We start from the raw sequence: 23930 nt of genomic DNA on the forward strand, positions 1-23930 counted from the left end.
GAGCCTTTGTGATGATCGAAAAACTGGAGATGTTTCTCGCCGTGGCCCGGGAAGAACATTTCGGCCGTGCGGCCGAAAGCCTCGGCATCGCCCAACCGACACTCTCGACAGGCATCAAGCAGCTTGAGGATCAGCTTGGTGTTCAGCTGTTTTTCAGAGGCTCCCGGTTCGGCGGTCTGACACCGGAAGGCCAGCGTGCCCTGGTCTGGGCCCGACAAATCGTGGGGGACGCCCGCCAGTTGCGCGAGGAGATGCGGTTCTCCCGCGACGGCCTAACGGGACAATTGCGCATAGCCGTCATCCCGACCGCCCTCACCTGGGCAGCCAAACTGACGACATGGTTCGGCAACAAGCACCCGAACGTGCGTTTCACCATCTTGTCGCGAAATTCGATGGAAATCCTGTCGATGCTGGAGAACCTCGATATCGATGCCGGCATTTCCTACCTCGACAACGAACCGACCGGCAGGGTCAGCACCGAGCCGCTCTACAATGAAAGCTATATGCTGGTTTGCAACGAAGCTTCGTCCTTCGCTGGCAGAAAGTCGGTCAAATGGAAGGAGCTGGCCGAGGAACGGATCTGCCTCCTGACGCCCGACATGCAGAACCGGCGGATCATCAACCGTCATTTCGGCGAAGCCGGAATCATGCCGGAAGCCCGGATCGAGTCCAATTCCACGGTCGTGCTGGTGGCAAATGTGCTGGACGGCGGCTGGATAACCGTCCTGCCAGCGGATCTCGCAGAATTTCTGACAGCCGGAAAACCCTTGAAGACGATCCCTCTTGTCGGCGTTCACACCGGTCACACTGTCGGCCTCGTGGCCCCCTATCGCGAACCGCACACCCCGGTTTTGCGGGCTCTTCTGTCCGAAGCAAGGCGTATTTCCGAGGTCTGACCGGAAGTTAGCCGAAACGGTCAAATCATGTTCGATCACGATTTCCAATCGATCAACGGAAAATCATTATTGATATCAAATCAAACTTAATGGTGTGATGCGCCTCGAAATATACGGGAGGACGCGCATGCCGTATGCGACGGGAGAGCCCACGACCGAACAGATCTCGGCCGTGATGGAAGATTTTATTACCTTGGAAGGTCCACTTCTGCCCATGCTGCACGGCTTGCAGGCGGAATTCGGCTATGTGCCCCAGGCAGCGGTCGAGCTGATTGCAGAGGCGCTCAATCTCTCCAAGGCGGAAGTTCACGGCGTCATCTCCTTCTACCATGATTTCCGCAAGGCCCCCGCCGGGCGCCACGTCGTCAAGATCTGCCGGGCAGAGGCCTGCCAGGCCGTCGGCGGCGAAGCCCTTGGCGAGGCGGTTCTGGCCAAACTCGGCCTGGACTGGCACGGCACAACCCGCAACGGTGACGTCACTCTCGAACCTGTCTACTGCCTCGGCCTGTGTGCCTGCGCCCCTGCCGCGATGGTCGACGGCAAGGTCATCGGCCGTGTCACCGAAGATCGCATGACACGTATCCTCCAGGAGGCCGGTGCATGAAGATCTTCGTTCCCCTCGACAGCGCTGCCAAGGCACTGGGTGCCGATGAAGTTGCCGCAGCAATTCAAATCGAAGCCGGCAACCGTGGTCTCGATGTCACCGTGGTGCGCAATGGCAGCCGTGGCATGGTCTGGCTTGAACCGCTTGTCGAAATCGAAATCGACGGCACCCGCAAGGCCTATGGCGCCGTCACAGCCGAAGACGTTCCCTCTCTTCTGGATGGCACGCTGGAAAGTCTCGGCACGGTGGAAGACATCCCCTTTTTCGCCCGCCAGACCCGGCTGACTTTTGCCCGTTGCGGCCTGATCGATCCGCTCAACCTCGCCGAATACGAAGCCCATGGCGGACTTGTCGGCCTGAAACGCGCTCTTGCTCTCGGCGAAGAAGAGATCGTTGCGGAAGTCACCAACTCCGGCCTGCGCGGCCGTGGTGGCGCAGGGTTTCCCACGGGGATCAAGTGGGACACGGTCCGCAAGGCAGTTTCGGCGCACAAATACATTGTCTGCAACGCGGACGAAGGTGACAGCGGCACCTTCGCCGACCGCATGCTCATGGAAGGCGATCCCTTCACGCTGATCGAAGGCATGATCATCGCCGGCCTCGCCACAGGGGCTACAAAGGGCTTCGTCTATATTCGCTCCGAGTATCCGGACGCCATCGCAGTCATGGAAGCCGCTGTCAGGATCGGTCTCAAGGCCGGCCTGCTCGGCACGAACGTTCTGGGTTCCGGCAAGGCTTTCGACCTGGAAATTCGCACTGGCGCAGGCGCATACGTGTGCGGTGAGGAAACGTCCCTCCTCAACAGCCTGGAAGGCAAGCGCGGCATCGTGCGGGCCAAGCCGCCGCTGCCGGCGCTTGAAGGCCTCTTCGGCAAGCCGACCGTCGTCAACAACGTGCTCTCGCTGGCAACTGTTCCGGTCATTATGGAAAAAGGCGCGGAGTTCTATGCCGGGTTCGGCCTCGGCCGCTCCAAGGGCACCATGCCGATCCAGATCGCAGGCAATGTCCGCCACGGCGGTCTTTTCGAGACCGCTTTCGGCATGCCTCTGGGTGAGCTGATCAACGATATTGCCGGTGGCACCGCCAGTGGCCGGCCGGTCAAGGCTGTCCAGGTTGGTGGCCCCCTCGGGGCATATATGCCCGTCTCCAAGTTCAACACGCCGTTCGGTTATGAAGAATTCGACGGCCAGGGTGGCCTCATCGGACATGCCGGCATTGTCGTCTTCGATGACAGGGCTGACATGCTGAAGATGGCCCGCTTCGCCATGGAATTCTGCGCTGTGGAAAGTTGTGGCAAATGCACACCGTGCCGGATCGGCGCCGTGCGCGGTGTCGAGACAATCGACCGGATCGATGCTGGCGATGCAGGGGCTGTCCACCTCCTGACGGATCTCTGCGACACGATGAAAGACGGCTCGCTTTGTGCCCTTGGTGGGTTCACGCCCTATCCGGTCATGAGCGCCCTTACCCACTTCCCTGAAGACTTTGCCCGCCAGAAGGAGGCCGCCGAATGACGGATCTCGCCAACATCCATGACGATCGCGACATGGGCACTCCGGCAAAGGAAGGCGCTCCGGTCACACTGACCATCGATGGCTTCGAGGTCACGGTGCCGGAAGGCACCTCGGTGATGCGCGCGGCCTCTGAAATCGGTCTTCAGGTTCCCAAGCTTTGCGCCACGGACAGCATTGACGCCTTCGGTTCCTGCCGCCTCTGCGTGGTCGAAATCGAGGGCCGGCGCGGCACACCCGCCTCCTGCACCACACCGGTTGCGCCGGGCATGGTCGTTCACACCCAGTCCTCCAGGGTCAAGCAGATCCGCAAGGGCGTGATGGAACTCTACATCTCCGACCATCCGCTGGACTGCCTGACTTGCGCTGCCAATGGCGATTGCGAGCTGCAGGACATGGCCGGCATGGTCGGCCTGCGTGATGTCCGTTACGAGCCGGGCCGCAACCACTTCGAACAGCGTACCTCTGTTGGGCCGAACCCGGAGTATATCCCGAAGGACGTGTCCAACCCCTATTTCGCTTATGACCCGGCCAAGTGCATCGTCTGCTCGCGTTGTGTGCGGGCCTGTGAAGAGGTTCAGGGCACATTTGCCCTGACCATCGAAGGCCGTGGTTTTGAAAGCCGTGTTTCGCCGGGGGCAGCGTTCGACGATTTCCTGTCTTCCGACTGCGTGTCCTGTGGCGCCTGCGTGCAGGCCTGCCCAACCGGCACGCTTCAGGAAAAATCCGTCATCGAACTGGGAACGCCGGAACGTTCCGTCGTCACCACCTGCGCCTATTGCGGCGTCGGCTGCTCGTTCAAGGCTGAACTCAACGGTGACGAACTGGTGCGCATGGTGCCTTACAAGCACGGCAAGGCCAATCGCGGCCATTCCTGCGTCAAGGGCCGCTTCGCCTATGGCTATGCGACCCACAAGGACCGGATCCTCAACCCGATGATCCGCGACAGCATCGATCAACCCTGGCAGGAAGTTTCCTGGGACGAAGCCCTCAGCTTCGCCGCCAACCGCCTGCGCGGCCTGCAGGAAAAGCACGGCCGCAAGTCCATCGGCGTGATCACCTCCAGCCGCTGCACCAACGAGGAAACCTTCCTGGTGCAGAAGCTGACCCGGGCGGTCTTCGGCAACAACAACACCGACACCTGTGCCCGTGTCTGCCACTCGCCGACCGGCTACGGCCTCGGTCAGACCTTTGGGACCTCTGCAGGGACGCAGGATTTCGATTCCGTCGAACATACCGATGTCGTCATCGTGATTGGCGCCAACCCGACCGACGGTCACCCGGTCTTTGCCTCCCGCCTGAAGAAGCGTCTGCGCGCCGGTGCCAAGCTGATCGTTATCGACCCGCGCCGCATCAATCTGGTGAAAACGGCCCACATTGAGGCGTCCCACCATCTGCAGCTGCGCCCCGGCACAAACGTTGCCGTGGTAACCGCCCTCGCCCATGTCATCGTTACCGAAGGTCTTTTCGACGAAGACTATATTCGCGATCGTTGCGACTGGGACGAGTTCCTGACCTATGCCGACTTCGTTCGCGATCCGCGCCACAGCCCGGAAACCAGCGAAGGCCTGACCGGCGTTCCGGCGGAAGAACTGCGCAAGGCGGCCCGCTTGTTCGCGACCGGCGGCAATGGCGCGATCTACTACGGCCTCGGCGTGACGGAACACAGCCAGGGCTCGACCACGGTCATGGGCATCGCCAACCTTGCAATGCTCACGGGCAATGTCGGGCGAAAGGGTGTTGGCGTGAACCCGTTGCGCGGCCAGAACAACGTCCAGGGCTCCTGCGACATGGGCTCCTTCCCGCATGAACTTCCGGGCTACCGCCATGTGAAGAACGAGGACGTCCGCGCGATCTTCCAGGACATCTGGGGCGTAGAGATCGATGCCGAGCCGGGCTTGCGCATCCCCAACATGCTGGATGCCGCTGTCGATGGCAGTTTCAAGGGGCTCTATTGCCAGGGCGAGGACATTCTCCAGTCGGACCCCGACACCAAGCATGTGGCGGCCGGCCTTGCAGCCATGGAATGCGTCATTGTTCACGACCTCTTCCTGAACGAGACCGCCAACTACGCCCATGTCTTCCTTCCCGGTTCCACGTTCCTGGAAAAGGACGGTACCTTTACCAACGCCGAACGCCGCATCAACCGCGTGCGCAAGGTGATGGCGCCGCGCAACGGCTATTCCGACTGGGAGATCACCCAGATGCTCGCCAACGCCATGGGTGCCGGATGGACCTATAGCCATCCGTCCGAAATCATGGCTGAAATCGCTGCAACCACGCCCTCCTTCGCCGGCGTCACCTACGATCTGCTGGAGGAAAAAGGGTCGGTTCAATGGCCCTGCAACGAATCTTCGCCGGATGGCACGCCGCTCATGCATGTCGATGGTTTCGTGCGCGGCAAGGGCCGGTTCATTGTCACCGAGTATGTGGCGACGGACGAGAAATCCGGGCCGCGCTTCCCGCTGCTTCTGACCACCGGCCGTATCCTGTCCCAGTACAATGTCGGTGCCCAGACCCGGCGAACCGACAACGTTATCTGGCACGATCAGGATCTTCTGGAAATCCACCCGCATGACGCTGAAAACCGCGGACTGAAGGAAGGCGACTGGGTGAAGCTGGCATCGCGTTCCGGAGAAACCACCTTGCGGGCCCATCTCACCGACAGGGTCAGCCCCGGCGTCGTCTACACCACCTTCCACCATCCGGACACCCAGGCGAATGTCATCACGACCGACTTCTCCGACTGGGCCACAAATTGTCCGGAATACAAGGTGACGGCGGTTCAGGTCAGCCTGTCCAACGGACCGACCAACTGGCAGGAAGACTATGCCGCCCAGGCAGCTATGTCCCGGCGGATCCTGCCGGCTGCGGAGTAACTGGTGATGGATCGCCCGCTCTCCCGCTCCATGCCCGGCCGTGCCGTCCACGCGGACGGCCAGGTGGCGGTCGCGAGAAGCCTGCCGGAGGAAAGCCCTGTTGCGCTCGTCTTTGATGGCACCACGCAGGCGGTGATGATGGCAACGCCTGGCGATGTTGCCGACTTTGCCGTCGGCTTCGCCCTAAGCGAAGGCATCATCAGCTCGATCACCGAAATCGAAGCCTTCGAGGAGGTCTCTCATGACCGCGGCATAGAGGCTCGACTTTGGTTACGCGCAGACCGCTCGAAACGGCTTCTTGCCCGCCGCCGTGCCATGGCCGGTCCGGTTGGTTGCGGCTTGTGTGGCATCGAAAGTCTGGATCAGGCCCTGCGACCTTTGCCGAAGGTCGACGCAACAACAGTCCTGTCCCGCCTGGATGTGGCCAGAGCGACCGATGCGCTCAGCCGGCTGCAGCCGCTTCGGGACCAAACGCGCGCCACCCACGCCGCCGGTTTCCTCCAACCGGGCAAGGGCGTGGTCGTGGCGCGCGAGGATGTTGGCCGCCACAATGCGCTCGACAAGCTGATCGGCGCCCTTGCCCAAGCCGGGACCGACCCTGCAACCGGCGCTTTCGTCCTCACCAGCAGGCTGTCGGTGGAACTGGTGCAGAAATGCGCCTTTGCCGGTTGCCCGGCCCTGATTGCCGCCTCGGCCCCGACGTCGACCGCACTCCGCCTCGCCGACGAGGCCGGCATAACGGTCGCCGCATTTTCAAGGGACGGCGGCTTTGATCTTTACGCGCATCCAGAGCGCGTCTTATCCGGAGTTGCAGATGTCGCCTGAAAAGATGGTCTATATGGCCAACCAGATCGCCACCTTCTTCAAGACCCAGCCAGGCGTTGACCAGGCGGAGAAGGTCGCGAACCATCTGAAGGACTTCTGGGAGCCGCGCATGCGCGACCAGTTGAGAGCCCATGTGGAAGCCGGCGGTGCCGGTCTCGACGCCGTCGTCCTGGAAAGCGTGCGCAGGCTCTGACGGGAGGGTTTCCCTCTTCAATGCCACGATACTGAAATTTGGAAATTCTGCCGCTGCGAATCTGCGGCCCATCCTTCGAGACGGCCCTGATGGTCCTCCTCAGGATGAGGTCGAAAGAGAGATTTCGGCCTCGCAACAAATACAACCTCATCCTGAGGAAGCGCTGTCTCGAAGGATGGGCCACAAACTCCGGCCTCTTTTCAAATAAGACTACCCGCCGGCAGATACCCCGGCCGCTCCGCTGGCCGCAAGCGTCCCATCCCCGCGCCGTTCCCGCCCCCGGTATCGGACAAAGGTCTCCAGCCCGACCAGGGCATTCGTTTCAGACCCCTGAACCGATCTCGCCAGCAGTCCGGCGAGATGCGCTGCCGCCGCGCTGGCGCCGCGAATATCCTCGCGCCCGGCAGCCATTGGACAGGCACCGAAGGTGGCCTGCGGCAGATCCAACTTTGACAGCTCCGCAGGGCCACAGCGGGCATCGCCCTGAACGGACAGAACGCCGTCATACGCAGCCGGATAGGCGTTCCCACCGCGCGCCGGAGCAGAACCGACAATCAGACTGCCCGCCTGCTGTAGCCGAGCCACTGCCACCGACATCTCGATGGAAGATCGCGCCATGCCGAAGGCACACAGGACAATGTCGGGTGGATCCTCAGCCAACCAGCTCAAGGCAGCGCAGATGGCGTCAAGCGTGGTCGAAAGCTGCCCCGGAAACACAACGGCGTTGAGAAGCAAAACATCTGCCGCATGAGTGCACACGGTCTGCGCCATCGCCTCCGCATGCCCTGAGGCAAGTTCAGCGGCATCCGGCCTGCAGAACCATTCCTGTCCCACCAGGCCCGGCCAGTCCCCCGGCAAGGCGCCGTCTATCAGCCCGACCCTGATCAAACCCCGACCTCTCTTGCTTGTAGCACCAGCTCACTGTCAAAGGTCCCATACCGTTCCGCATCCCCATGCGTGACGACAAGGCGGGTACGATCACCAAATCGGGTGTCAATCCGGGTCATGATCCGTGACACCCGGTCCGCATCAACCTCCGAAAGGCTTTCATCCAGGATCAGCACCTGGAACGGCTGCAACAGGGCGCGGGCAAGGCACAGCCGCTGACGTTCTCCGCCGGAAAGGTCAAGCCCTCCCTCACCAAGAGCCGTTTCAAGTCCCTTGCCAGAAAACCGGTCCTCCAGCTCCACGAATTGCAGAACGACATGCATGTCTTCCTCGGCTGCCTCAGAAGACCCGAGACAGAGATTGTCCGCCACCGTTCCGGAAAAGACATGCCCCTTTTGCGGCACAAGGGCGACAACCGTGCGGAGATCTTGAAGAGAGAGATGACGTAAGTCCGTACCATCCAGAAGGATCGTTCCGGCCTGCGGATCGTCATGGCGTTGAAGCAGCGACAGAAGCGACGTCTTGCCGATGCCGGACGGACCGCTCAGCCGGATTTTCTGTCCTTTGGGGACGGTCAGGCTAACATTCTCAAACAGCGGCACGCCGCCATCCGGTGCATAGGCAACACCTGCCAGCACCAATTCACCACCACCGGCAGTCAGTGACACAGGTGAAACCGGGTCCTGGACATCCGGTACGGCACTCATGATCCGGTCGAGCCGGTCGAGCGCCGCCTTCATGCGCGCCTGTCCATGCCAGAGGGAAATGAGCGACTGCATCGGCCCGATCAGGAAGGCGAGATAGGCAGTGAAGGCGATCAGGGACCCGAGCGGCATGGTGCCGTCGATCACCGCGAGCCCGCCAACCAAAAAAACCGCACCACGCAGGAGCGCCGTCAGCACCATCGGCACTGCCCGCGTTACTTCGTTCCACATCTGCGCAGACATCAATGCTGCGACAAGGCCCTGTTGCCGTGTTTCGATCCGTTTTGCCGCAGCTCCGGTCGCATTCAGCGCCCGCAGTGCGGAAAGCCCGGTAATCGTCTCCGCAAGCCCAGATGCCAGCACTCCGCGCGCTTGCCGTACCTCAGTTGCCTTCGCCTGGGTGACGGGTCGTGCACGGGCGAAAAACAACAGTTCGACCGGTGCCAGCGCCAGTGCAAGAAGAGCCAGCTTGGGCGCCAGCACAAACAACATGACCAGGCCGCCGACCAGTCTCAACAGGCTGCCACCGCCGTTCACCAGCACGGCAAACGTGAATTGCTGTACTTCCCCGGCATCGCCATCAAGGCGGCTCATGAGTTCGCCGATGGATTGTTTGGCCTGCCAGCGGGGCGACTGGGCAAGGATCCTGTCGACGGCCGAACGGCGCAGGTCCTTCAGCAGCCTTGCCGAGAACCTCAGGTGCAGCAAGGAATTCAGTGCGCCCAGCGCCAGTGCCGCCAGGCCAACCCCAAAAAGGATGGCCACAAAAACCACAAGCGCGTGCTTGTCGCCGGCCATCAGGCCCCGGTCGATGACAAGCTTGGTCAGGTAAGGCGGCACAAGCGCCGCACCTGCCGCCACAAGGGATAACAGAAACAGCATTGCCAGCGGCCAGCGGTATGGCGCGACCAGCGGCACCAGCCACGCCGCCTCACGGGTGCCGAAGACCCGGTTGAACACCCCACGCAGCAGCGAAGGCCGGGTCGACATGGTCCCGGCCCGGTCTGCTCCTCTCAAGGAAACTGCCTGTTTCATCCGTGTTCCTTGTTTGCAACCTCCCCATTGTCATCCCCGCGAAATCGGGAACCCGGTAATCACCGGCAATGAGATGGGAGCACTTCAGTCGCCACCAGGAATACCGGGTCCCGATTTGCCGCTGACGCAGCAAACCGGGACGACAACCGGGATCCTCGCAGGTTCGGTTCTCTCCTAGCTTCCGGTGCTGATCACCTGCATCGTACCGGCGGCCATGTCGCCGCCCGAAGGCAGGAGGATTTCACCGATACGTTCCAGGGTTTCTGCATCATAGACGCCAATGTCGTCATTGGTGCCGCCGACATAGATCTCCTTGCCGTCGGACGAGATGTTCACACAGTAATAGGTGTGTGGCAGGTCGACCCGCTTGATCAGCTCTTTCTTCTCGACATCATGCTTGGAAAGCTGGGTGTAGACACCGTAAAGCTTGCTCTTGTCGTTGGGGTCACGCACGGCGGAGAACATGATCACTTCCAGGCTGGCGAAATCCTGGATATCGCTTTCCCCAGTCGTCAGATCGACCGACTGGTACCCCCAGACGAAATCGGCAATCTCGCTCATCGACTCGTCGGTGAACTTGGCGGCCGAATAAAGCAGCATGAACTCGTCTGCCTGTGTACCGATAGGCCAGAAGGCAAGGACGTCCGGCGGAGAATAGGTCGGACGGTCCCAGGTGGCATTCTTGATCTTGATGGAGATTTCGCCGGTCTTCGGGTCAATCGCATAGATCTCGTGCCCGGCGGCATAGAGCATGCCGTCGCGCCCGGTTGCCATCACCGTCATGCGGCGCGGGCTCGGGAACGTACGGGCCGGTTTGGCGTCAAGACCGGCTGCTGTCTCATAGACCGCGATTTCCGGTTCAAGAACCTCGTATCGGTCTGCAAGCAGCCGAACCGGATTGCGCACCGTGTAGACCTCCTTGCCATCCTTGGAGACGGCCAGCGAGGCGATCGACTTGCGCCGGATGTCGCTTTCTGACTGATGCGCGGAAAACACCGTCTCGCAGGTGGAAAGGTCAATACCGAAAACATCCTCCCAGCGATTGCCGAGGATATAGGCGATCTTGTTGTCGGGCGAGACAACGATGACACCGGGGATCAGGTTGAAGTCGAGCTTGCAGTCGGTCTCTATCGTCCGTGCCTTGGCGTCGATCACGTAAAGCCGGTCGGGCTTTGCGGCCGTGACAATCAGATCCTTGGCGAGGGCCGGCAGAGCGGTAAGGCTCAAGGCCAGGGCTGCGCTTGCCGCAGCAATAAGGTTTCGCATCGGGTTTCTCCGAATATCTTGAAGGGCGTCTGCCGGTCAGGTTTCGCTGTCGGACGGGAAAACCGTTCCGAGCGAGCGCCAGTCCTTGCCGGCATTGTCGGCATCGGCGTTCCAGTCCCGATAGGAATTGATCGTGTCCGGCACCTGGGCCGGCCACCAGCAAGGGTCCGAGCAGCCGTAAAGATCGGCCTCCATCGGTTGGCACAGGGCGGCGACACCGCCGAACGGGTCGACTTCCCAGCCGGGATCGAGGGTCGATGTGCAGCCAACCACAACGGTCTGCATGGCCCGCACTTCGTCCATCTTGTCGGTTTCGACCGCAGTGACGACGCGGTCGGCTTTCTGGTTCAGGGGTTTCAAGTGTCTCATTTGCCGAATGCCCTCCGAGGCATGATGTGATCCGAAAAGAAGGCCGGAGCGCCGGCGATCAACTCGCCATAGACGCCGATGCCGAAATCCACCCAGTCGCGCATGAGGTCGCAATAGTGGTAGGTCGGCTTCATCGGATCGGAGAAATGGGCGTAACTCTCGTGGTAACAGCCACCCGCGCAGATGTTGCGGATGCGGCAGGTGGAGCAGCCCTTGTCGGTGCGGTCCGCCCGGTCCTCGATGAAACGGGCGAGCTTCTGCTTTTCGATGCCGCCGTCGACCGTACCATAGGTCTCCATGTCGGACCCGGTGAACCGATGGCAGAGATTGAGACCGCCCTCGTGATCAACCGCCAGCATGCCGAGCCCTGCCCCGCAAGGCAGTGCCTTTGACCGGCCTTCGTAAAGGTCGTTCATGAGCTGGTGCATGTTGGAAAAGCCGATGTTGCGGCCAAGAAGCGCTTCATCCCGGTAGTGCCGTCCGAGACGTTTCATCTCGTCGAACACTGTCTGAAGCTCGTCGCCGGTCAGGTTGAACGGCGCGATGGGACCGGAGGTCACCGGCGAGAAGCCGACTTCATGAAAGCCGATTTCGTTTTTCAGGTGATCCCAGATCTCGTAGACGGCAGTCACGCCATGGGTCAGCGTCACTCGCCCGCCGACCGGGCGGGAGGTGTAGCGTTCCAGCAGCATCCTGGTCTTGGAGGCAACGACGTTGTAGGTGCCCTTGCCGCCTACGGTCTTGCGGTTCTTGTCGTGAAGCGCCTTCGGCCCGTCCATCGAAACGGTCAGACCGAACCGGTGGGTATTGAGCCAGTCGACGATTTCCTCGGTCAGAAGCGTCGCGTTTGTCGTCAGGGTAAAGTCGACACGCTTGCCGAGATTGCCGAAGCGGTCTTCCGCATAGGCAACGACTTCCTTGATCAGGGCCAGGTTGCTGAGCGGTTCGCCGCCGAAGAAGACAACATTGTAGCTGTCCCGGTCGGGGCTTTCCGCCAGCAATAGTTCGATCGAGCGCTTCGCCGTCTCGAACGCCATGCGCCGGCCCTTGGACGGCGTATCCAGATCCTCCTTGTAGCAATAGGTGCAGGAAAGATTGCAGCCCGTGTTGACGTTGAGAACGATCGTCGTCAGCGGGAAGTTCTGGATATGGATAGGCGGCCGTTCCGCCCGGGGCGGGCGGCCGTCGGTGATAATGTCGAGATCGAGAAACGAACGGATTCGCTCTGTCACCTCGAGCGGATCGACCCGGCCGCTGAACCGTTCCCGGACATCGGCTTCGGAAACCCTGGTCCGGTCTCTGAAGAGGTCGATCACGTCATTGTCGAGCCGGTCGATCTCGAACAGAGATGTCGTCGGCACGTGGAAGAGCAGATGGCGTCCGTCCACTTCGACCCGGTGCGCATTCTGCGGCTGAAAAAAGAGATATCCCATGATTACAAACTCCTGTTTCAGCGGATCGGGGGATCGTTCCAGCGCTGCACCGTGACGATGAGCTGACCTTCGCCGGTCGCCTCGCCGCTGGTTGCCAGCACCTTCAGATTGCCCGCATTGTTGGTGGAGAACGGACGCTCGGTATTCGGACCTGCAACGCCAGGCATGAAGATGCCGAGCGTTTCATCCATCACGCCTGCATATTCCGTATCTTTCAGGTGCTCGGCCTCTTCGTTGAAAGGCGCAACCGACCAGGATGCCGGCACGGAGCCGATGCGGATATCGTCCTCGGTCCCCGGCTGACCGTCCGGACCATTCCAGTAACCGACCGCATCGAAGCGGGCGGGAACCTTGCCGGCAGACCCGCCACCGCCGCCGACACGGGCAACGGCAAAGGCCGGCTCCACCTTGAGGCTGTCGACATGGCTATAGACCGCCAGCGTCTCATCCGTGGTGACGTCTCCGGACGCAACGGTGATCAGGCCATCGGTATCCGCCGCGGGAGAGACTTCAATTGCGGATCCATAGGCGTTGGTAGCGCCGCCGGTGGCTTCAAGCGCACCGCTGAGGGCAACATCGCCAAGCCCTGTGCCGACGATCTGGACCGTAGCGCTGCTGCCGGCCGGAACCGTGGACGGAACGACGCCGACGATCGCAGGAGCACCGCCAGCCCTGGCCGCCCTGAACGCACCACCGAGGCTGTCTTCGGCATGCAGGAACTGGCGGCCGCTCAGGCTGCTGCCGTCTTCGGAGATCGCCAGGATCTGCCGGTACTTCGTTCCGCCGATGTCCAGGTTGGCGCGCCATTCGTAGCCGGTATAGACGTTCAGCTTGCCCTCAAGGGTCAACTCCTCGCCGCCGACGGTCATCAGCGTACCGGAAACCGTATAGGGCTGGCTGTCACCGGAAACCTCAAGCGTGCCGTAGGCCTCGCCCTTCTCCGGCAGGCTGGTTGCGAACACCCAACTTCCAGCGGCCTCAGGCTTCTGTGCCTCGAGCCACGTGTTCCAGGCGTCGGACTCGAGCGGATAGCGCTCAGCCAATAGCGGCACCACTTCCTCGCGAGCCAGTTTCAGCCATTCACGATCACGCCCGAGCGCCTGATATTCCAGGGTTGGCCATTGACCGACATGGAAATCGATATGGAGCGCCCATTCCTCCTGGGTGCGCCGCTGAAGCTTGAAACGAGCGGCTGAATGGCAACGAGAGCACATTTCGCCGAGCGGGGCCTCGACCTCTTCCATATGCGCAGGTTCACGTTCCAGAACGTAACGCAGCCCTTCGGTCTCGCTGGGGGCAAGACCTTGCGTGTCCGATAGGTAGTGCACCAGCTCGCTCTGCACGGCAGGCTCTATTTCCATGCCATGGAAGAGCCGCATGCGCACGATGGTCATCAACCAGCCTTCCGGCGTCTTTCGCTGACCGCTGATGCGGCTGAGCGCACCATTGTCGTCGGCCATGTGACAGCCGCTGCAATTTTCTTCCAGAAGCGTGGCACCGTCCTGCGCCCCCGCCGGAAGAGGCATCAGAAGCATGAGTCCGGCAAGGCCGGCCAGATGCCCCTTTCGCATTCGTTTGATCATGCTGTTTCCCTCGTTTTGGTCTGCTGTTGTTTTGTGCGGCTCAGCGAGCCATGCAGTAGTCCGCGGCTCTCGAGCCAGCCGAAGGCGGCCTTGAGCGCGGGAGACGGTGCGCCTGGCGGCGGCTGCGCCAAGGCTGAAGACGGAAAGAAAGGCTTCAGGTCGCCCACCGGAATGCCCGCGACATAAGCAACGCCGCCGGGATCCTGCGGCGTCACCAGCACTTCGCGCTCGACCAGGCGGTTACTTTCGACGACAACGCGCTTGTGCAGGCTGGTTTCGAACACGGTCGGATGGGACGGTTCGTCATCCGGCCATGAGACCCGTTCCGCCCAGAAAGGATTGCCGGAAAGGCCTGTTTCCAACCGGTAGAAATCGCGCCCTGTTCGCGCCTGACGCCAGAAGGTTTCCACGACGCGGTCCCGGTAGAACCGGGAGGCAAGACGGCTTCCTTTCTCCACGTTCTCGAGAATGGTCAACACGCTCGGCACCGCAGAAAGTGCGGACGACAGGGCCCAGAACAGGCCGTGACCGGACAAGGGATCGATAGCAACCGCGGCATCGCCAACAGGGATTACCGGCAGCTTCAACCATGGAGCTGCCAGAACAAGGCCGGCCGAGCGGGCAATCAATGGGTCCTGGAAGACGAGGTCAGAGAACCGGCCAGCAAGTTGGTCCTGGGAAAGGAAACGGGCCATTCGGTCCCGCAAGGCTGCTTGTCCGGCTCCAGCGAGATCATCCGCGCCAACGGAAATCTGCAGCCAGCGGCCAAAACCCGGATCTTCCGCCACCCAGAGCCAGCCTTCAGGGGTGGCCTCCACATGGGTACCGGCGGCACCTGCAGCTTGCGTGGCCAATCCTGCAATTGCCAGGGTCTGTGGTCCCTTGAGGCGCTGGCCGGTAGAAGTCTGCCGTCCGCGTGCGTCGATCAACAGGCGTGCGCGAACCTCCTCACCAGTCGTAAGCTTCAACACGACGCCCTGCTGTTCGTCGGATTTCAGGATTCGGCCAAGGCGCGCCTGCCGGGTCTGTGCGCCTGCCTCAATAGCTGCACGCCTCAGGGCCTCGTCGAAGACATGACGTCGAACCAGCCGCTCGCCATTGGCCGTTCCGGTGAGGCCAGCCCATGTCACGTGTCGGGGTAAGGGGTCGCTGGCAGCACCCAGCGTGTTGCCAAGTCCCTTGGCAATAAGAAGCTGCGCCACCCGCTCGCCGAGGCCTTCCAGCCTGGGCCGGCAGGTTGCCGGGTCGATCAGGAGCACGCTGAGCCCGGCACAGGCCAGCTCACGCGCTGTGAATGCACCGGCGGGTCCACCGCCGGCCACTGCCACATCGATGCAGGTCACCAAATCTGTTCCCTCGTCCGGACGCCCAAGTTTTCAAGGTGCTGAACCGGATCTCTCTGTACCTGCCATTAGAGAGAGGGCTTTTTCGTACTTCTCGACAATTTCGGCCAATCTTTGCTGGCCTATTGAAATCCCGAACTGGTCAATTGCAACAACTCCGGAACTCTGCTGTAGTTGAAGCTTCCACTTGCCGTTTACTGCGGCAGGTGGGCCAAGCGGGACTTTCGGGAGAGGCGGGGGTCATGCCAACAGGTGCCACGATCATCGCAGGTGCCTTGAGCGGTCTGCAGTCAATGCTGATCGACAAGGGGCTGGAGCCGGCAGCTCTGGGACGCCAGAGCGGCGTGCCTGTCGACGCCTGGCAGGACGCACACTTCGAAATCCCGCTTTATGCGTTTGTCGAGATCTACGAGCACGGCGCCGCCATGCTTGGCCAGCCCGGCATCGGCTGGCAATCAGGCCCCAGGCTCAATCTTCACGACCTGGGCGAACTGGGCGAAGCCCTTCTGACTGCGTCCACCGTCGGTTCTGCTTTGCGCACGTTCGAACGCTTCATCAAATTCATCCAGAGCGAGACGGATCTGCAGCTGACCGTTGAAGACGGCGTTGCCACTCTCACCTACCGTATCCTCAATCCGGATATCTGGCCGCGCAGGCAGGATGCGGAATTCACGCTTTCCGTCCTGACAGAGCTCATCCGGCGTGGTGCCGGACCCAACTGGCAACCGGACCTCATCTGCTTCGAACACACTGCGGCGCGCCCGCTGTCGATCTGGGCGGAAACCGCGGGCAGCTTCTGCCTGTTCGACTGTGAAACGAACGCGCTCAGTTTTCCAGAAAAGGTCCTGTCCGCCTCAATGCCACGCGACAGTGGCGGTGGTCATCGCAACGCCCTTGCCAGCTTGAGCGAGGCACTTGCCAACAAGGCCCGCACCAAGTCTTTGACCGCACGCACACGCACAGCCATCTACGAAGGGCTCGGCGCCGGGACGTCCGACCAGGAAGCCGTTGCCCGGCGCCTCGGCCTGTCGCGCCGCAGCCTGCACAGGCATCTGGGTGAGGAAGGCTTGCGCTTCTCCACTCTCCTGGACGACTGCCGCTACCGCATAGCCCGCCATGCCCTTGTCGACACCAGCCATTCCCTGGCGCAGATCGCTTTCGAACTGGACTATTCCGACCAGACCGCTTTCGAGCGGGCGTTCAAGCGCAAGACCGGCATGACACCGAAGCAGTATCGGCAAAGCTACGGCCGAACGCCTGCGCGCTAGCTGACGCCTGAAAGACAGACCAACGACACGTATCTCGCCTCCACGCCACTTACAGCGCCCCTGCAAGTTCGGGATGCGAATAGGCCTGCGGGTAAGGCATTGGCCGGAACGGCCCTAGCGGCACGACGTTGTTCCAGGAGCGCCCGAAATACCCCTGCCTGCAATGGACAAGCGAAGAACTGTCGGCAACACCCGGCAATGCATGCACCCGGCACAGCCAGTGCCAGAGATTGGGATAGTCCAGGATCCGCGCGCCGTTCAACTTCATGCGCACAAAATAGACCGGGTCGTGCCGATAAAGCGTCGGAAACAGCCTCAGATCGGCTTCCGTAAAGCTCTCCCCGGTGAGAAACGGTCCACCATTCGCTGCCAGCCGGTCTTCCAGCTCTGCCAGCATGGTGAAGTAACTTTCGTATGCTGCCGCATAGACGCTCTGATCGGAAGAAAAACCGGCCTTGTAGGCACCATTGTTTATGCGTGTGTAGATTGCCTCGTTCAGGGCATCGATCTCCGACTGCAAATCCACATCGTTCGGATAAAGGTCAGGCCTTTTTTCCTGGACTATCGTACTGCCCAGCGCCCCCGCATGCGCGTTGAGCATGCGGATGATCTCGGCGCTTTCGTTGTTGACGATGCGCTGTTGCTTCTTGTCGTAAAGAACCGGGACGGATCGTTCATCAGATCCTTCGGCGCGGTATATCTGTTGCACCAGGCGCAGCCCCTCGCCCGTCGCCGTTTCCTCAGTGCATTCCGGCAAGGGCGTCCCCGTCAGGCTCGCAATCCGTCCGGGATTGAATTCCCAAAGGTTCTCCCCTGCCGGATCGTCTTTTTCAGTCCGGCCCGGAAAGGCGACATCCATGGAAACACCGGACTGAAGCCCGAGGATGTTTCGGGCAAGGGTTACACGGTGGCACCAGGGGCAATTGAGCGCGACAAAGAGATGATATCTCCCGGGTTCGGTCGGGAAATCCGCATCGCCGATAGCAGACCGAAAGCCGCTGACACCGCGCACGAACTCTCCTTGCGCACGTCGGCTGGCCACATCAGACTGGTTTTCTTCCTTGGACAAATCGGCATTCGGCTTGGGCATCATCTTCCTCCGGGGCTGTCAGTCTAGAACCAACTAGCGGCCGGGAGCAAAACCGCACCCGGCCGCTTGTTGCTGTTATCCGCGCAGGCGATGGTGAAGAATGATCGGCACTGCCAATTCCTCTTCATCACTCAGGTGGCGCGCCAGCAGGCTTTCAATCGTCCCGGTTACCGGCTGCAGCTTGCCGGCTTCCTCGCGCGCCTGCGCTTCGTCCAGCTGGACCAGCTTGATGGCGCGATTGGCGGTTCGCGAGAGCTGGAACAGCATCGTATCCAGCGCCCCGTGGTCCTTCTCCAGGATCTCCAGTCCCTTCTCGAAACGCGGGTCGGCCTCACAGAGTTCCGGAAAGTAGCTCTTGTCTTCCCAGGTGTGGTGGCCATGGAGATTGCGTACCAGCAGATCGCCGTAACGAGAGAGCCTTGCAGCAAAATCGTCCGGGTCTCTCAGCTTCTCCAGATAGGCTTCCGTTTCGAGACGAACCAGTTCCGCCAACTGCCGGAACATCACATGTGCCCCCAGCCAGTTGCTGGTTTTCTCCTTGAAACCGGGATGTGCCTCCCAGGTATCGCGCGGATACGCATCCAGCAGAATGCGCATGTCCGCGGGCATTTCCGTGGTGCGAATTTCAATATCTGCGTTCATGACGTTTCCAATCTGATTGTTGGCGGGCCGGATAAGAAGGCACCTGGCGTGAAACGATCCGGCACTTCAGGTCTTGCCACAGATAGGAAGTTGCATTTTTCATAACCAGATATCAAAATCAGGGATCAACGTTCTGATTTGGAGAACACTTGGGACAGATAGAAGACCTGCGCCTGTTCGTTCAGGTGGTTGCCAGTGGCAGCATCTCGAAAGCCGCTGGAGAACTCGGCATTGCCAAGTCGGCCGTCAGCCGTCGCCTGTCCCTCCTGGAAGATCGCTATGGGACCCGTCTTGTCGACCGCTCGCCCGGCCACTGGGACCTGACCGAGCCCGGGCGCGAACTCTTTCAGCGCGCGAACCGCGTCGTCAGCGATGTCGACGACATCGAGGACGATTTCCTGAGCAGCGGAACATCCCCTTCCGGACCCTTGTCGATTTCCATACCCAGAGATTTCGGCCACGGTTTCCTCAATGCGGCGCTGATCGATTTCCAGGCTCGTCACCCGGATATCCAGCTGACCGTGGATTTCGATGACCGGCTGGTCGATCTGGCCAGAGAGAACTACGACTTTGCGGTCCGTATCACCGAAACACGGCCCGAAGATGCCATCACGCTGAAACTGGGTACCGTGGAGCATTGCCTCTTTGCCAGCCCCGACTACTTGCGCCAGCACCCTGCGCCGCAATCGATCGAAGATCTGCAGCAGCACCGGCTTCTTCATTTCGGCTGGGCCAGGCGGATCGTTTGGGAGTTCCAAACGCAAAAAGGAAAGCGCCAGCAACTTGAGTTTCAGCCCGCACTCAATTCCAACAGTGGCGCGTTCCTGCTGGATGCAACCATCAAGGGGCATGGCATCAGCAGGCTGCCGGATTTCATCGTGACGGGCGCACTGGCAGCCGGAAAGCTGGTGCCCCTGCTACCGGACATCGCTGTGCCGGCATGGGGCATCTATCTGCTCCACGCCCGCGAGCGTCGTCTCAATCGCCGTATGCGCCTGTTTGCGGAGGAGATCCGGGCAGCTTGTCTTTCCGGCCTTGGCAACGAGCCGCAAGTCCCTGCCCCGGACTGAAACCCTTCCGCACTGAACCCATTGCAGCGCGAAGTCTCGATCAGCCACGCCCCACGAACGGCATGCCGGTTGCCATCACCGTCAACGTCAGCACATTGGCATCCAGCGGCAGGCTGGCCATGTAGGTGACGGCATTGGCGACGTGGGCCGGGTCAATGGTCGGCTCGGAAGCGGTTTCGCCATTTGCCTGCAGGACACCACCGCTCATCTTGGTCGTCATGTCACTGGCCGCGTTGCCGATGTCGATCTGGCCACAGGCAATATCGAAGGGACGTCCATCCAGTGCGGCCGATTTCGTCAGGCCGGTAATGGCATGTTTGGTCGAGGTGTAGGGAGCCGAATTCGGTCTTGGCGTCGTGGCCGAAATCGAACCGTTGTTGATGATGCGCCCGCCTCTTGGTTCCTGCGCCTTCATCAGCCGGAAGGCCTGCTGGGTGCACAGGAAGGCACCAGTCAGGTTTGCAGCCACGACAGCGCTCCATTCCTCGAAAGAAATATCTTCCAGTGGAACGGACGAATTCGAGATCCCTGCGTTGTTGACCAGGAGATCGAGCCTGCCGAAAGTCTTCGAGATCTCGTCAAAGAGCGCCTTCACAGATGCCGGGTCACCGACATCCGCGGCAATCCAAGAGACTTCATTGCCGCTGTTGCGGGAGAGTTCGGTCGCAGTCTTTTCCAGGACATCCTTGCGGCGGCCAGTGATCAGAACCCGCCAGCCGGCGCGGCTCAAACCAGCGGCAACTGCCTTGCCTACCCCCGTGCCGCCACCGGTCACAAGCGCGATCCTTCCCTTCACGTCAAATCCGTCTGCGGTCATGGATTTCTGCCTTCCAGTTCATCTTCGATATGTATGCGGATGATGTCGTCAAAGCTTGCTTCCGCCTGGAACCCAAGCTCCAGCGCACGCCTAGCATCGAAATTCCTCGGCCAGCCCTCAACGATACGTGCAATAGCCTCATCCGGTTCCCGGCGGATCAGCCTGACAGCCTTTTCCCCCGCGACCCGCCGCAAGGCCTCGATCTGCTCCCCGACAGTGGCGGAAAGACCCGGCAGCGTGACCGTTCTGCGTGGACCGATCCCAGCAGCGTCCATCCGTGCGGCATGAACGAAAAAGCCGACCGCGGCACGTGGGCTGGCAAACCAGTGGCGTACGCTGTCATCCACCGGCAGAACAGCTTCCTGCCCGGCAAGCGGCTCGCGCATGATGTTGGAGAAGAACCCCGAGGCCGCCTTGTTTGGCCTGCCCGGGCGAATGCAGATGGTCGGCAGGCGCAGGCCTATGCCGTCGAAAAAGCCCTTGCGGGAATAGTCGGCCAGCAGAAGCTCGGTGATCGCCTTTTGCGTGCCGTAGCTTGTCAGCGGCGTTGTAAAGAATTCATCGCCAATCTTTTCGGGAAACGGCTGACCGAACACTGCAATCGACGATGCGAAGATCACCTTCGGAAAATACGGCTCCCGTGCGCCTTCGATCCGGATCGCCTCAAACAATTCACGGCTGCCGTCGAGATTGACCGCATAGCCCTTTTCAAACTCCTGCTCCGCTTCGCCGGAGACGATCGCCGCCAGGTGAAAGATGACATCGGGGCGCGAAGCGACCAGCGTCCGGGCGGCTCCTGCCTTCGAAAGATCCACAGTGACTGCCTCGGCAATACCGGGCAGCGCCGCTGGTGCGGTTGGCGAAACAGCATCGGCCAGCGTCAGCCGGGATACCTCAAAACCAAGAATCTCCGGCTGCGCAGCCAGCTTTTCAACCAGCTTGCGGCCAACCATACCGGCAGCGCCGATGACGAGAACATGCATGGAGGGTCTCCGCGGAACTTGATGGCAGGAACGTTCCTCGGGAGACTTGCGGAGATTGGACGGAAGGGCAAGGCGGATTAAGCGGAAAGGTGTTCTCCCGGCCGAAACACAACCTGAAAGAATTTACATTCGGCCAGTGAGCGGCCCGAAAAAAAAGGTTATCCCCCTGAGCCGCTTGCGCAGATCAGGGGGACAACGCGGTGGCTCAACCCGCCTTGATGAAGTTTTCCAATTTGCCCAATGTCTGCTGTCCAAGTTCCACAGCGCCAAAGCCCTTGGCTTCCTGAAATTCCGCAGCAGTGCTGAAGACCATCCCGAGCGTGACCTTCGTTGCGCCGTTCTCTTCCTCGAACGAGGCCCAGGCGTCGGCATGCTTCGGGCCATTCTCGCCCCAGAGCAGCGTATAGCTGAGCCGTTCATTTGGCCGAACGTCCGTATAGAGATGGTGGTTCGGAAAAACCGTACCGTCAGGTGCGATCATGTCGAACACCCACTCGCCCCCTGCGCGCAGATCAATCCGGGTGGTGCGGCAGGAGAAGCCGTCCGGTCCCCACCATTGCGGCAGGGTTTCGGGGTTCATCCAGGCGCCCCAGACAACGGACCGCGGTGCACGGATCACCCGCTGCAAGATCATCGTGCGCTCGGCAGCGCCTGCCAGATTGTCCAGGCCCGCATTGAAGCCGTCCCGATATCCGCCTTCCATATTCGCGGCCAGCGAGGAAAGCTGCACGGTCACGGACAAGCGGCTGCTTTCACCCAGATCCGCGATCGACGCCGTAACCAGCGCGACGGACTGAGTTTCACCTTCGCACGAAATCACCTCGTAATTCACGCTGCGCAGAGGTGGCTGAAGGTCCAGCCAACCGCATTCGCAGCGCATATCCGGCTGACCATCCACCTTGCAGAGCGAAATTTCGCGTCCGCCCACCCTGGTATCGGCTTCGAGAAATTCCACGGTAACGGCAGGTGACGGTGCCGCCCAGACAGCTCTTGCCGCCGGAGCGGTCCAGGCCTGCCAGAGGGTTTCGGCAGGGGCGGCCATGTCGCGCTCGAAGACAAGCGTCGCAAATCCGTTTCTTCCCTCGCCAGCCGCGTTGGAGGCAGTGTTGTTCAGAACCACGCTCTGCGTCATTCTCCGTTCTCCTTCATCACGTTCATTACAAACGCATCCAACCTGTCGAGGCGAGCCTCCCAGATGGCGCGCTGTTCATCGATCCATGTCCGCACCGGCTCCATGGCCTCCGGAACGATGGCGCAGGTGCGTATGCGTCCATCCTTGGCGGTGGTGATGAAACCTGCCTCCTCCAGCACGGAAAGGTGCCTCATGACCGTCGGCAACTTCAGCCCGGTCGGCTCCGCGAGGTCCGTCACCCGCGCCGGGCCACTTGCGAGCCTTGTCAACATCGCGCGGCGCGTCGGGTCGGACAGCGCGTGGAACAACAGGGAGAGATCAGGATCATGCTTAGCCATATTGCTAAGTATTTCGAAATTCACATCAGGCGCAAGAAAAAACTTCGTCAATTGGCTAAGTTTCAACCTGCAACAGTCAACAGAAAGAAACAAAAGTCTTTTAAATCATATGTTTAGAACAGAACCCTGAAAACTAGCCGCAAGAACGAACCTGGCCATTCTGCCGTCCGTCCCCCTGGCTGCAGAAGCCAACGTCCATCGCACCCCGTCATCCCATCAGCAAAACCCGAGCCGGCATCCACAGCCCCATGGCCGTCATCATCAGGCTTTCGGTCAATGAAACAAAGCCGAGCGGAACGGAAGAACTGCCGCCGACGCAGGCGCATTTCAGTTCCCGTTTCTCCAGATAGACCGCCTTGAATATGCTGATAGCGCCGATAAGGCCAATAAAGAAGGAAACCGGCGCCGACAGCCAGACCAATGCACCGGCCGTCATCAGGATACCGGCGAAGGCTTCGGCATAGGGATAGATCCTGGAATAGGGAACCCAGCGCCGCGCCAGCAGGTCGTAGTTGAGAAACATCGTGGAAAAACTCTCCACGTCCTGCAGCTTCTGGATTGCGAGGATTGTCATGGAAAGCGACACGAACCATTCCAAGGCCCGCAAGCTGAGCAGGGTTCCATATTGATGCCAGGAGAGGCCAAGCGCCAGAAGCAGGGCCACTGAAAAGATGGCGATCACGGGCCGATAGGTCGTGTCGCTACGCTCTTCCTCTGGCGGATCAAGTTTGAAATAGACGCGCAAGGAGTCATAGCCCCCGATCCGCTGGTTGCCGACGAAGGTTTGTGGGGTCGTCTCGACGCCGTGTTTTTCCATGAAGGCGTCTGTCTCCTCACGGGTGGTGAGGTGATGATCTTCAACCTCGAAGCCCTGCCGTTCCAGAAGGTCCTTCGATTTCAGGCCATAGGGACAGATGTGGCCGGGCATGACCATTCGGTAAAGCCTGGCGGTCTTTTGCTCGTCAGTGCCGTTCATCGGAAAAGCTCCTCAGTCAAACGGGATCCGACCGGGAAACGACCACTCACTTCGACATGATATTGATTGCGCGAGCATGCCTGTT

22 protein-coding genes are annotated in these 23930 nt (G+C 60.8%); 8 read left to right on the forward strand and 14 right to left on the reverse strand.

Annotation, left to right across the window (positions count from 1 at the left end; translation table 11 throughout):
- Positions 1 to 11 precede the first annotated feature (11 nt).
- From ACVDG9_RS16175 to ACVDG9_RS16200, 6 genes are all read left to right on the forward strand, one after another.
- A complete protein-coding gene (locus ACVDG9_RS16175) occupies positions 12 to 896 on the forward strand; it encodes a LysR family transcriptional regulator (protein ID WP_031269215.1) in 885 nt (294 codons plus the stop codon).
- 127 nt (positions 897 to 1023) lie between these two features.
- Complete coding sequence (locus ACVDG9_RS16180) at positions 1024 to 1500, forward strand: formate dehydrogenase subunit gamma (RefSeq protein ID WP_447238462.1); 477 nt, start codon at positions 1024 to 1026, stop codon at positions 1498 to 1500.
- Positions 1497 to 3014 (forward strand): formate dehydrogenase beta subunit, encoded by a 1518-nt coding sequence (locus tag ACVDG9_RS16185; RefSeq protein ID WP_447238463.1) that lies wholly within the window; start codon positions 1497 to 1499, stop codon positions 3012 to 3014. Before ACVDG9_RS16180 ends, ACVDG9_RS16185 begins: the two co-directional genes overlap by 4 nt.
- 32 nt (positions 3015 to 3046) lie before the next feature.
- On the forward strand, positions 3047 to 5890 hold the full coding sequence (fdhF, locus tag ACVDG9_RS16190) for a formate dehydrogenase subunit alpha (RefSeq protein WP_447239036.1): 2844 nt from the start codon (positions 3047 to 3049) through the stop codon (positions 5888 to 5890).
- A gap of 6 nt (positions 5891 to 5896) precedes the next feature.
- The gene (fdhD, locus tag ACVDG9_RS16195) at positions 5897 to 6715 is read left to right on the forward strand and encodes a formate dehydrogenase accessory sulfurtransferase FdhD (protein ID WP_447239037.1); all 819 of its coding nucleotides are present in this window, start codon (positions 5897 to 5899) and stop codon (positions 6713 to 6715) included.
- On the forward strand, positions 6705 to 6908 hold the full coding sequence (locus ACVDG9_RS16200; protein WP_062488321.1) for a formate dehydrogenase subunit delta: 204 nt from the start codon (positions 6705 to 6707) through the stop codon (positions 6906 to 6908). The genes fdhD and ACVDG9_RS16200 overlap by 11 nt, the downstream gene beginning before the upstream one ends.
- A gap of 210 nt (positions 6909 to 7118) precedes the next feature.
- Here ACVDG9_RS16200 and ACVDG9_RS16205 read toward each other — a convergent pair whose 3' ends face one another.
- From ACVDG9_RS16205 to qhpG, 7 genes are all read right to left on the reverse strand, one after another.
- Positions 7119 to 7796 carry a S8/S53 family peptidase gene (locus ACVDG9_RS16205; protein WP_447238464.1) on the reverse strand — a complete coding sequence of 226 codons (678 nt, stop codon included), beginning with the start codon at positions 7794 to 7796 and terminating at the stop codon, positions 7119 to 7121.
- Positions 7793 to 9535, reverse strand: a complete 1743-nt coding sequence (locus ACVDG9_RS16210) for an ABC transporter ATP-binding protein (RefSeq protein ID WP_447238465.1) — start codon at positions 9533 to 9535, stop codon at positions 7793 to 7795. The genes ACVDG9_RS16205 and ACVDG9_RS16210 overlap by 4 nt, the downstream gene beginning before the upstream one ends.
- A gap of 174 nt (positions 9536 to 9709) precedes the next feature.
- Positions 9710 to 10801 carry a quinohemoprotein amine dehydrogenase subunit beta gene (peaD, locus tag ACVDG9_RS16215; RefSeq protein ID WP_023000784.1) on the reverse strand — a complete coding sequence of 364 codons (1092 nt, stop codon included), beginning with the start codon at positions 10799 to 10801 and terminating at the stop codon, positions 9710 to 9712.
- 36 nt (positions 10802 to 10837) lie between these two features.
- Positions 10838 to 11170: a quinohemoprotein amine dehydrogenase subunit gamma gene (qhpC, locus tag ACVDG9_RS16220; RefSeq protein ID WP_006932572.1), complete on the reverse strand. Its 333-nt coding sequence runs from the start codon at positions 11168 to 11170 to the stop codon at positions 10838 to 10840.
- Positions 11167 to 12603 (reverse strand): quinohemoprotein amine dehydrogenase maturation protein, encoded by a 1437-nt coding sequence (gene peaB / locus ACVDG9_RS16225; RefSeq protein ID WP_209169563.1) that lies wholly within the window; start codon positions 12601 to 12603, stop codon positions 11167 to 11169. The genes qhpC and peaB overlap by 4 nt, the downstream gene beginning before the upstream one ends.
- A gap of 17 nt (positions 12604 to 12620) precedes the next feature.
- On the reverse strand, positions 12621 to 14186 hold the full coding sequence (gene peaA / locus ACVDG9_RS16230) for a quinohemoprotein amine dehydrogenase subunit alpha (RefSeq protein ID WP_447238466.1): 1566 nt from the start codon (positions 14184 to 14186) through the stop codon (positions 12621 to 12623).
- A complete protein-coding gene (gene qhpG, locus ACVDG9_RS16235) occupies positions 14183 to 15529 on the reverse strand; it encodes a flavin-dependent monooxygenase QhpG (RefSeq protein ID WP_447238467.1) in 1347 nt (448 codons plus the stop codon). Before qhpG ends, peaA begins: the two co-directional genes overlap by 4 nt.
- 242 nt (positions 15530 to 15771) lie before the next feature.
- On the opposite strand from qhpG, the gene qhpR reads away from it, so the two are divergent.
- On the forward strand, positions 15772 to 16797 hold the full coding sequence (qhpR, locus tag ACVDG9_RS16240) for an AraC-like transcriptional regulator QhpR (RefSeq protein WP_062488315.1): 1026 nt from the start codon (positions 15772 to 15774) through the stop codon (positions 16795 to 16797).
- 49 nt (positions 16798 to 16846) lie between these two features.
- Here qhpR and ACVDG9_RS16245 read toward each other — a convergent pair whose 3' ends face one another.
- Both ACVDG9_RS16245 and ACVDG9_RS16250 read right to left on the reverse strand, forming a co-directional pair.
- Positions 16847 to 17887 (reverse strand): glutathione S-transferase C-terminal domain-containing protein, encoded by a 1041-nt coding sequence (locus ACVDG9_RS16245; protein WP_447238468.1) that lies wholly within the window; start codon positions 17885 to 17887, stop codon positions 16847 to 16849.
- Between the two features lie 75 nt (positions 17888 to 17962).
- Complete coding sequence (locus ACVDG9_RS16250; RefSeq protein WP_023000778.1) at positions 17963 to 18529, reverse strand: hemerythrin domain-containing protein; 567 nt, start codon at positions 18527 to 18529, stop codon at positions 17963 to 17965.
- Positions 18530 to 18678: 149 nt separating this feature from the next.
- Between ACVDG9_RS16250 and ACVDG9_RS16255 the strand changes: the two genes are divergently transcribed.
- Positions 18679 to 19599 carry a LysR family transcriptional regulator gene (locus ACVDG9_RS16255; RefSeq protein ID WP_447238469.1) on the forward strand — a complete coding sequence of 307 codons (921 nt, stop codon included), beginning with the start codon at positions 18679 to 18681 and terminating at the stop codon, positions 19597 to 19599.
- A gap of 40 nt (positions 19600 to 19639) precedes the next feature.
- Here ACVDG9_RS16255 and ACVDG9_RS16260 read toward each other — a convergent pair whose 3' ends face one another.
- The 5 genes from ACVDG9_RS16260 to ACVDG9_RS16280 form a co-directional block, all read right to left on the reverse strand.
- A complete protein-coding gene (locus tag ACVDG9_RS16260; protein ID WP_447238470.1) occupies positions 19640 to 20416 on the reverse strand; it encodes an SDR family oxidoreductase in 777 nt (258 codons plus the stop codon).
- The gene (denD, locus tag ACVDG9_RS16265) at positions 20413 to 21399 is read right to left on the reverse strand and encodes a D-erythronate dehydrogenase (protein ID WP_447238471.1); all 987 of its coding nucleotides are present in this window, start codon (positions 21397 to 21399) and stop codon (positions 20413 to 20415) included. Before denD ends, ACVDG9_RS16260 begins: the two co-directional genes overlap by 4 nt.
- 205 nt (positions 21400 to 21604) lie before the next feature.
- A complete protein-coding gene (locus ACVDG9_RS16270; RefSeq protein ID WP_367020814.1) occupies positions 21605 to 22531 on the reverse strand; it encodes an SRPBCC family protein in 927 nt (308 codons plus the stop codon).
- On the reverse strand, positions 22528 to 22869 hold the full coding sequence (locus ACVDG9_RS16275; RefSeq protein WP_023000773.1) for an ArsR/SmtB family transcription factor: 342 nt from the start codon (positions 22867 to 22869) through the stop codon (positions 22528 to 22530). The genes ACVDG9_RS16270 and ACVDG9_RS16275 overlap by 4 nt, the downstream gene beginning before the upstream one ends.
- Before the next feature lie 208 nt (positions 22870 to 23077).
- Entirely contained in the window at positions 23078 to 23845 is a 768-nt protein-coding gene (locus ACVDG9_RS16280; RefSeq protein WP_367020812.1) for a MauE/DoxX family redox-associated membrane protein, read from the reverse strand.
- Positions 23846 to 23930 lie beyond the last annotated feature (85 nt).

This window comes from Roseibium sp. RP-7 (assembly GCF_053005225.1).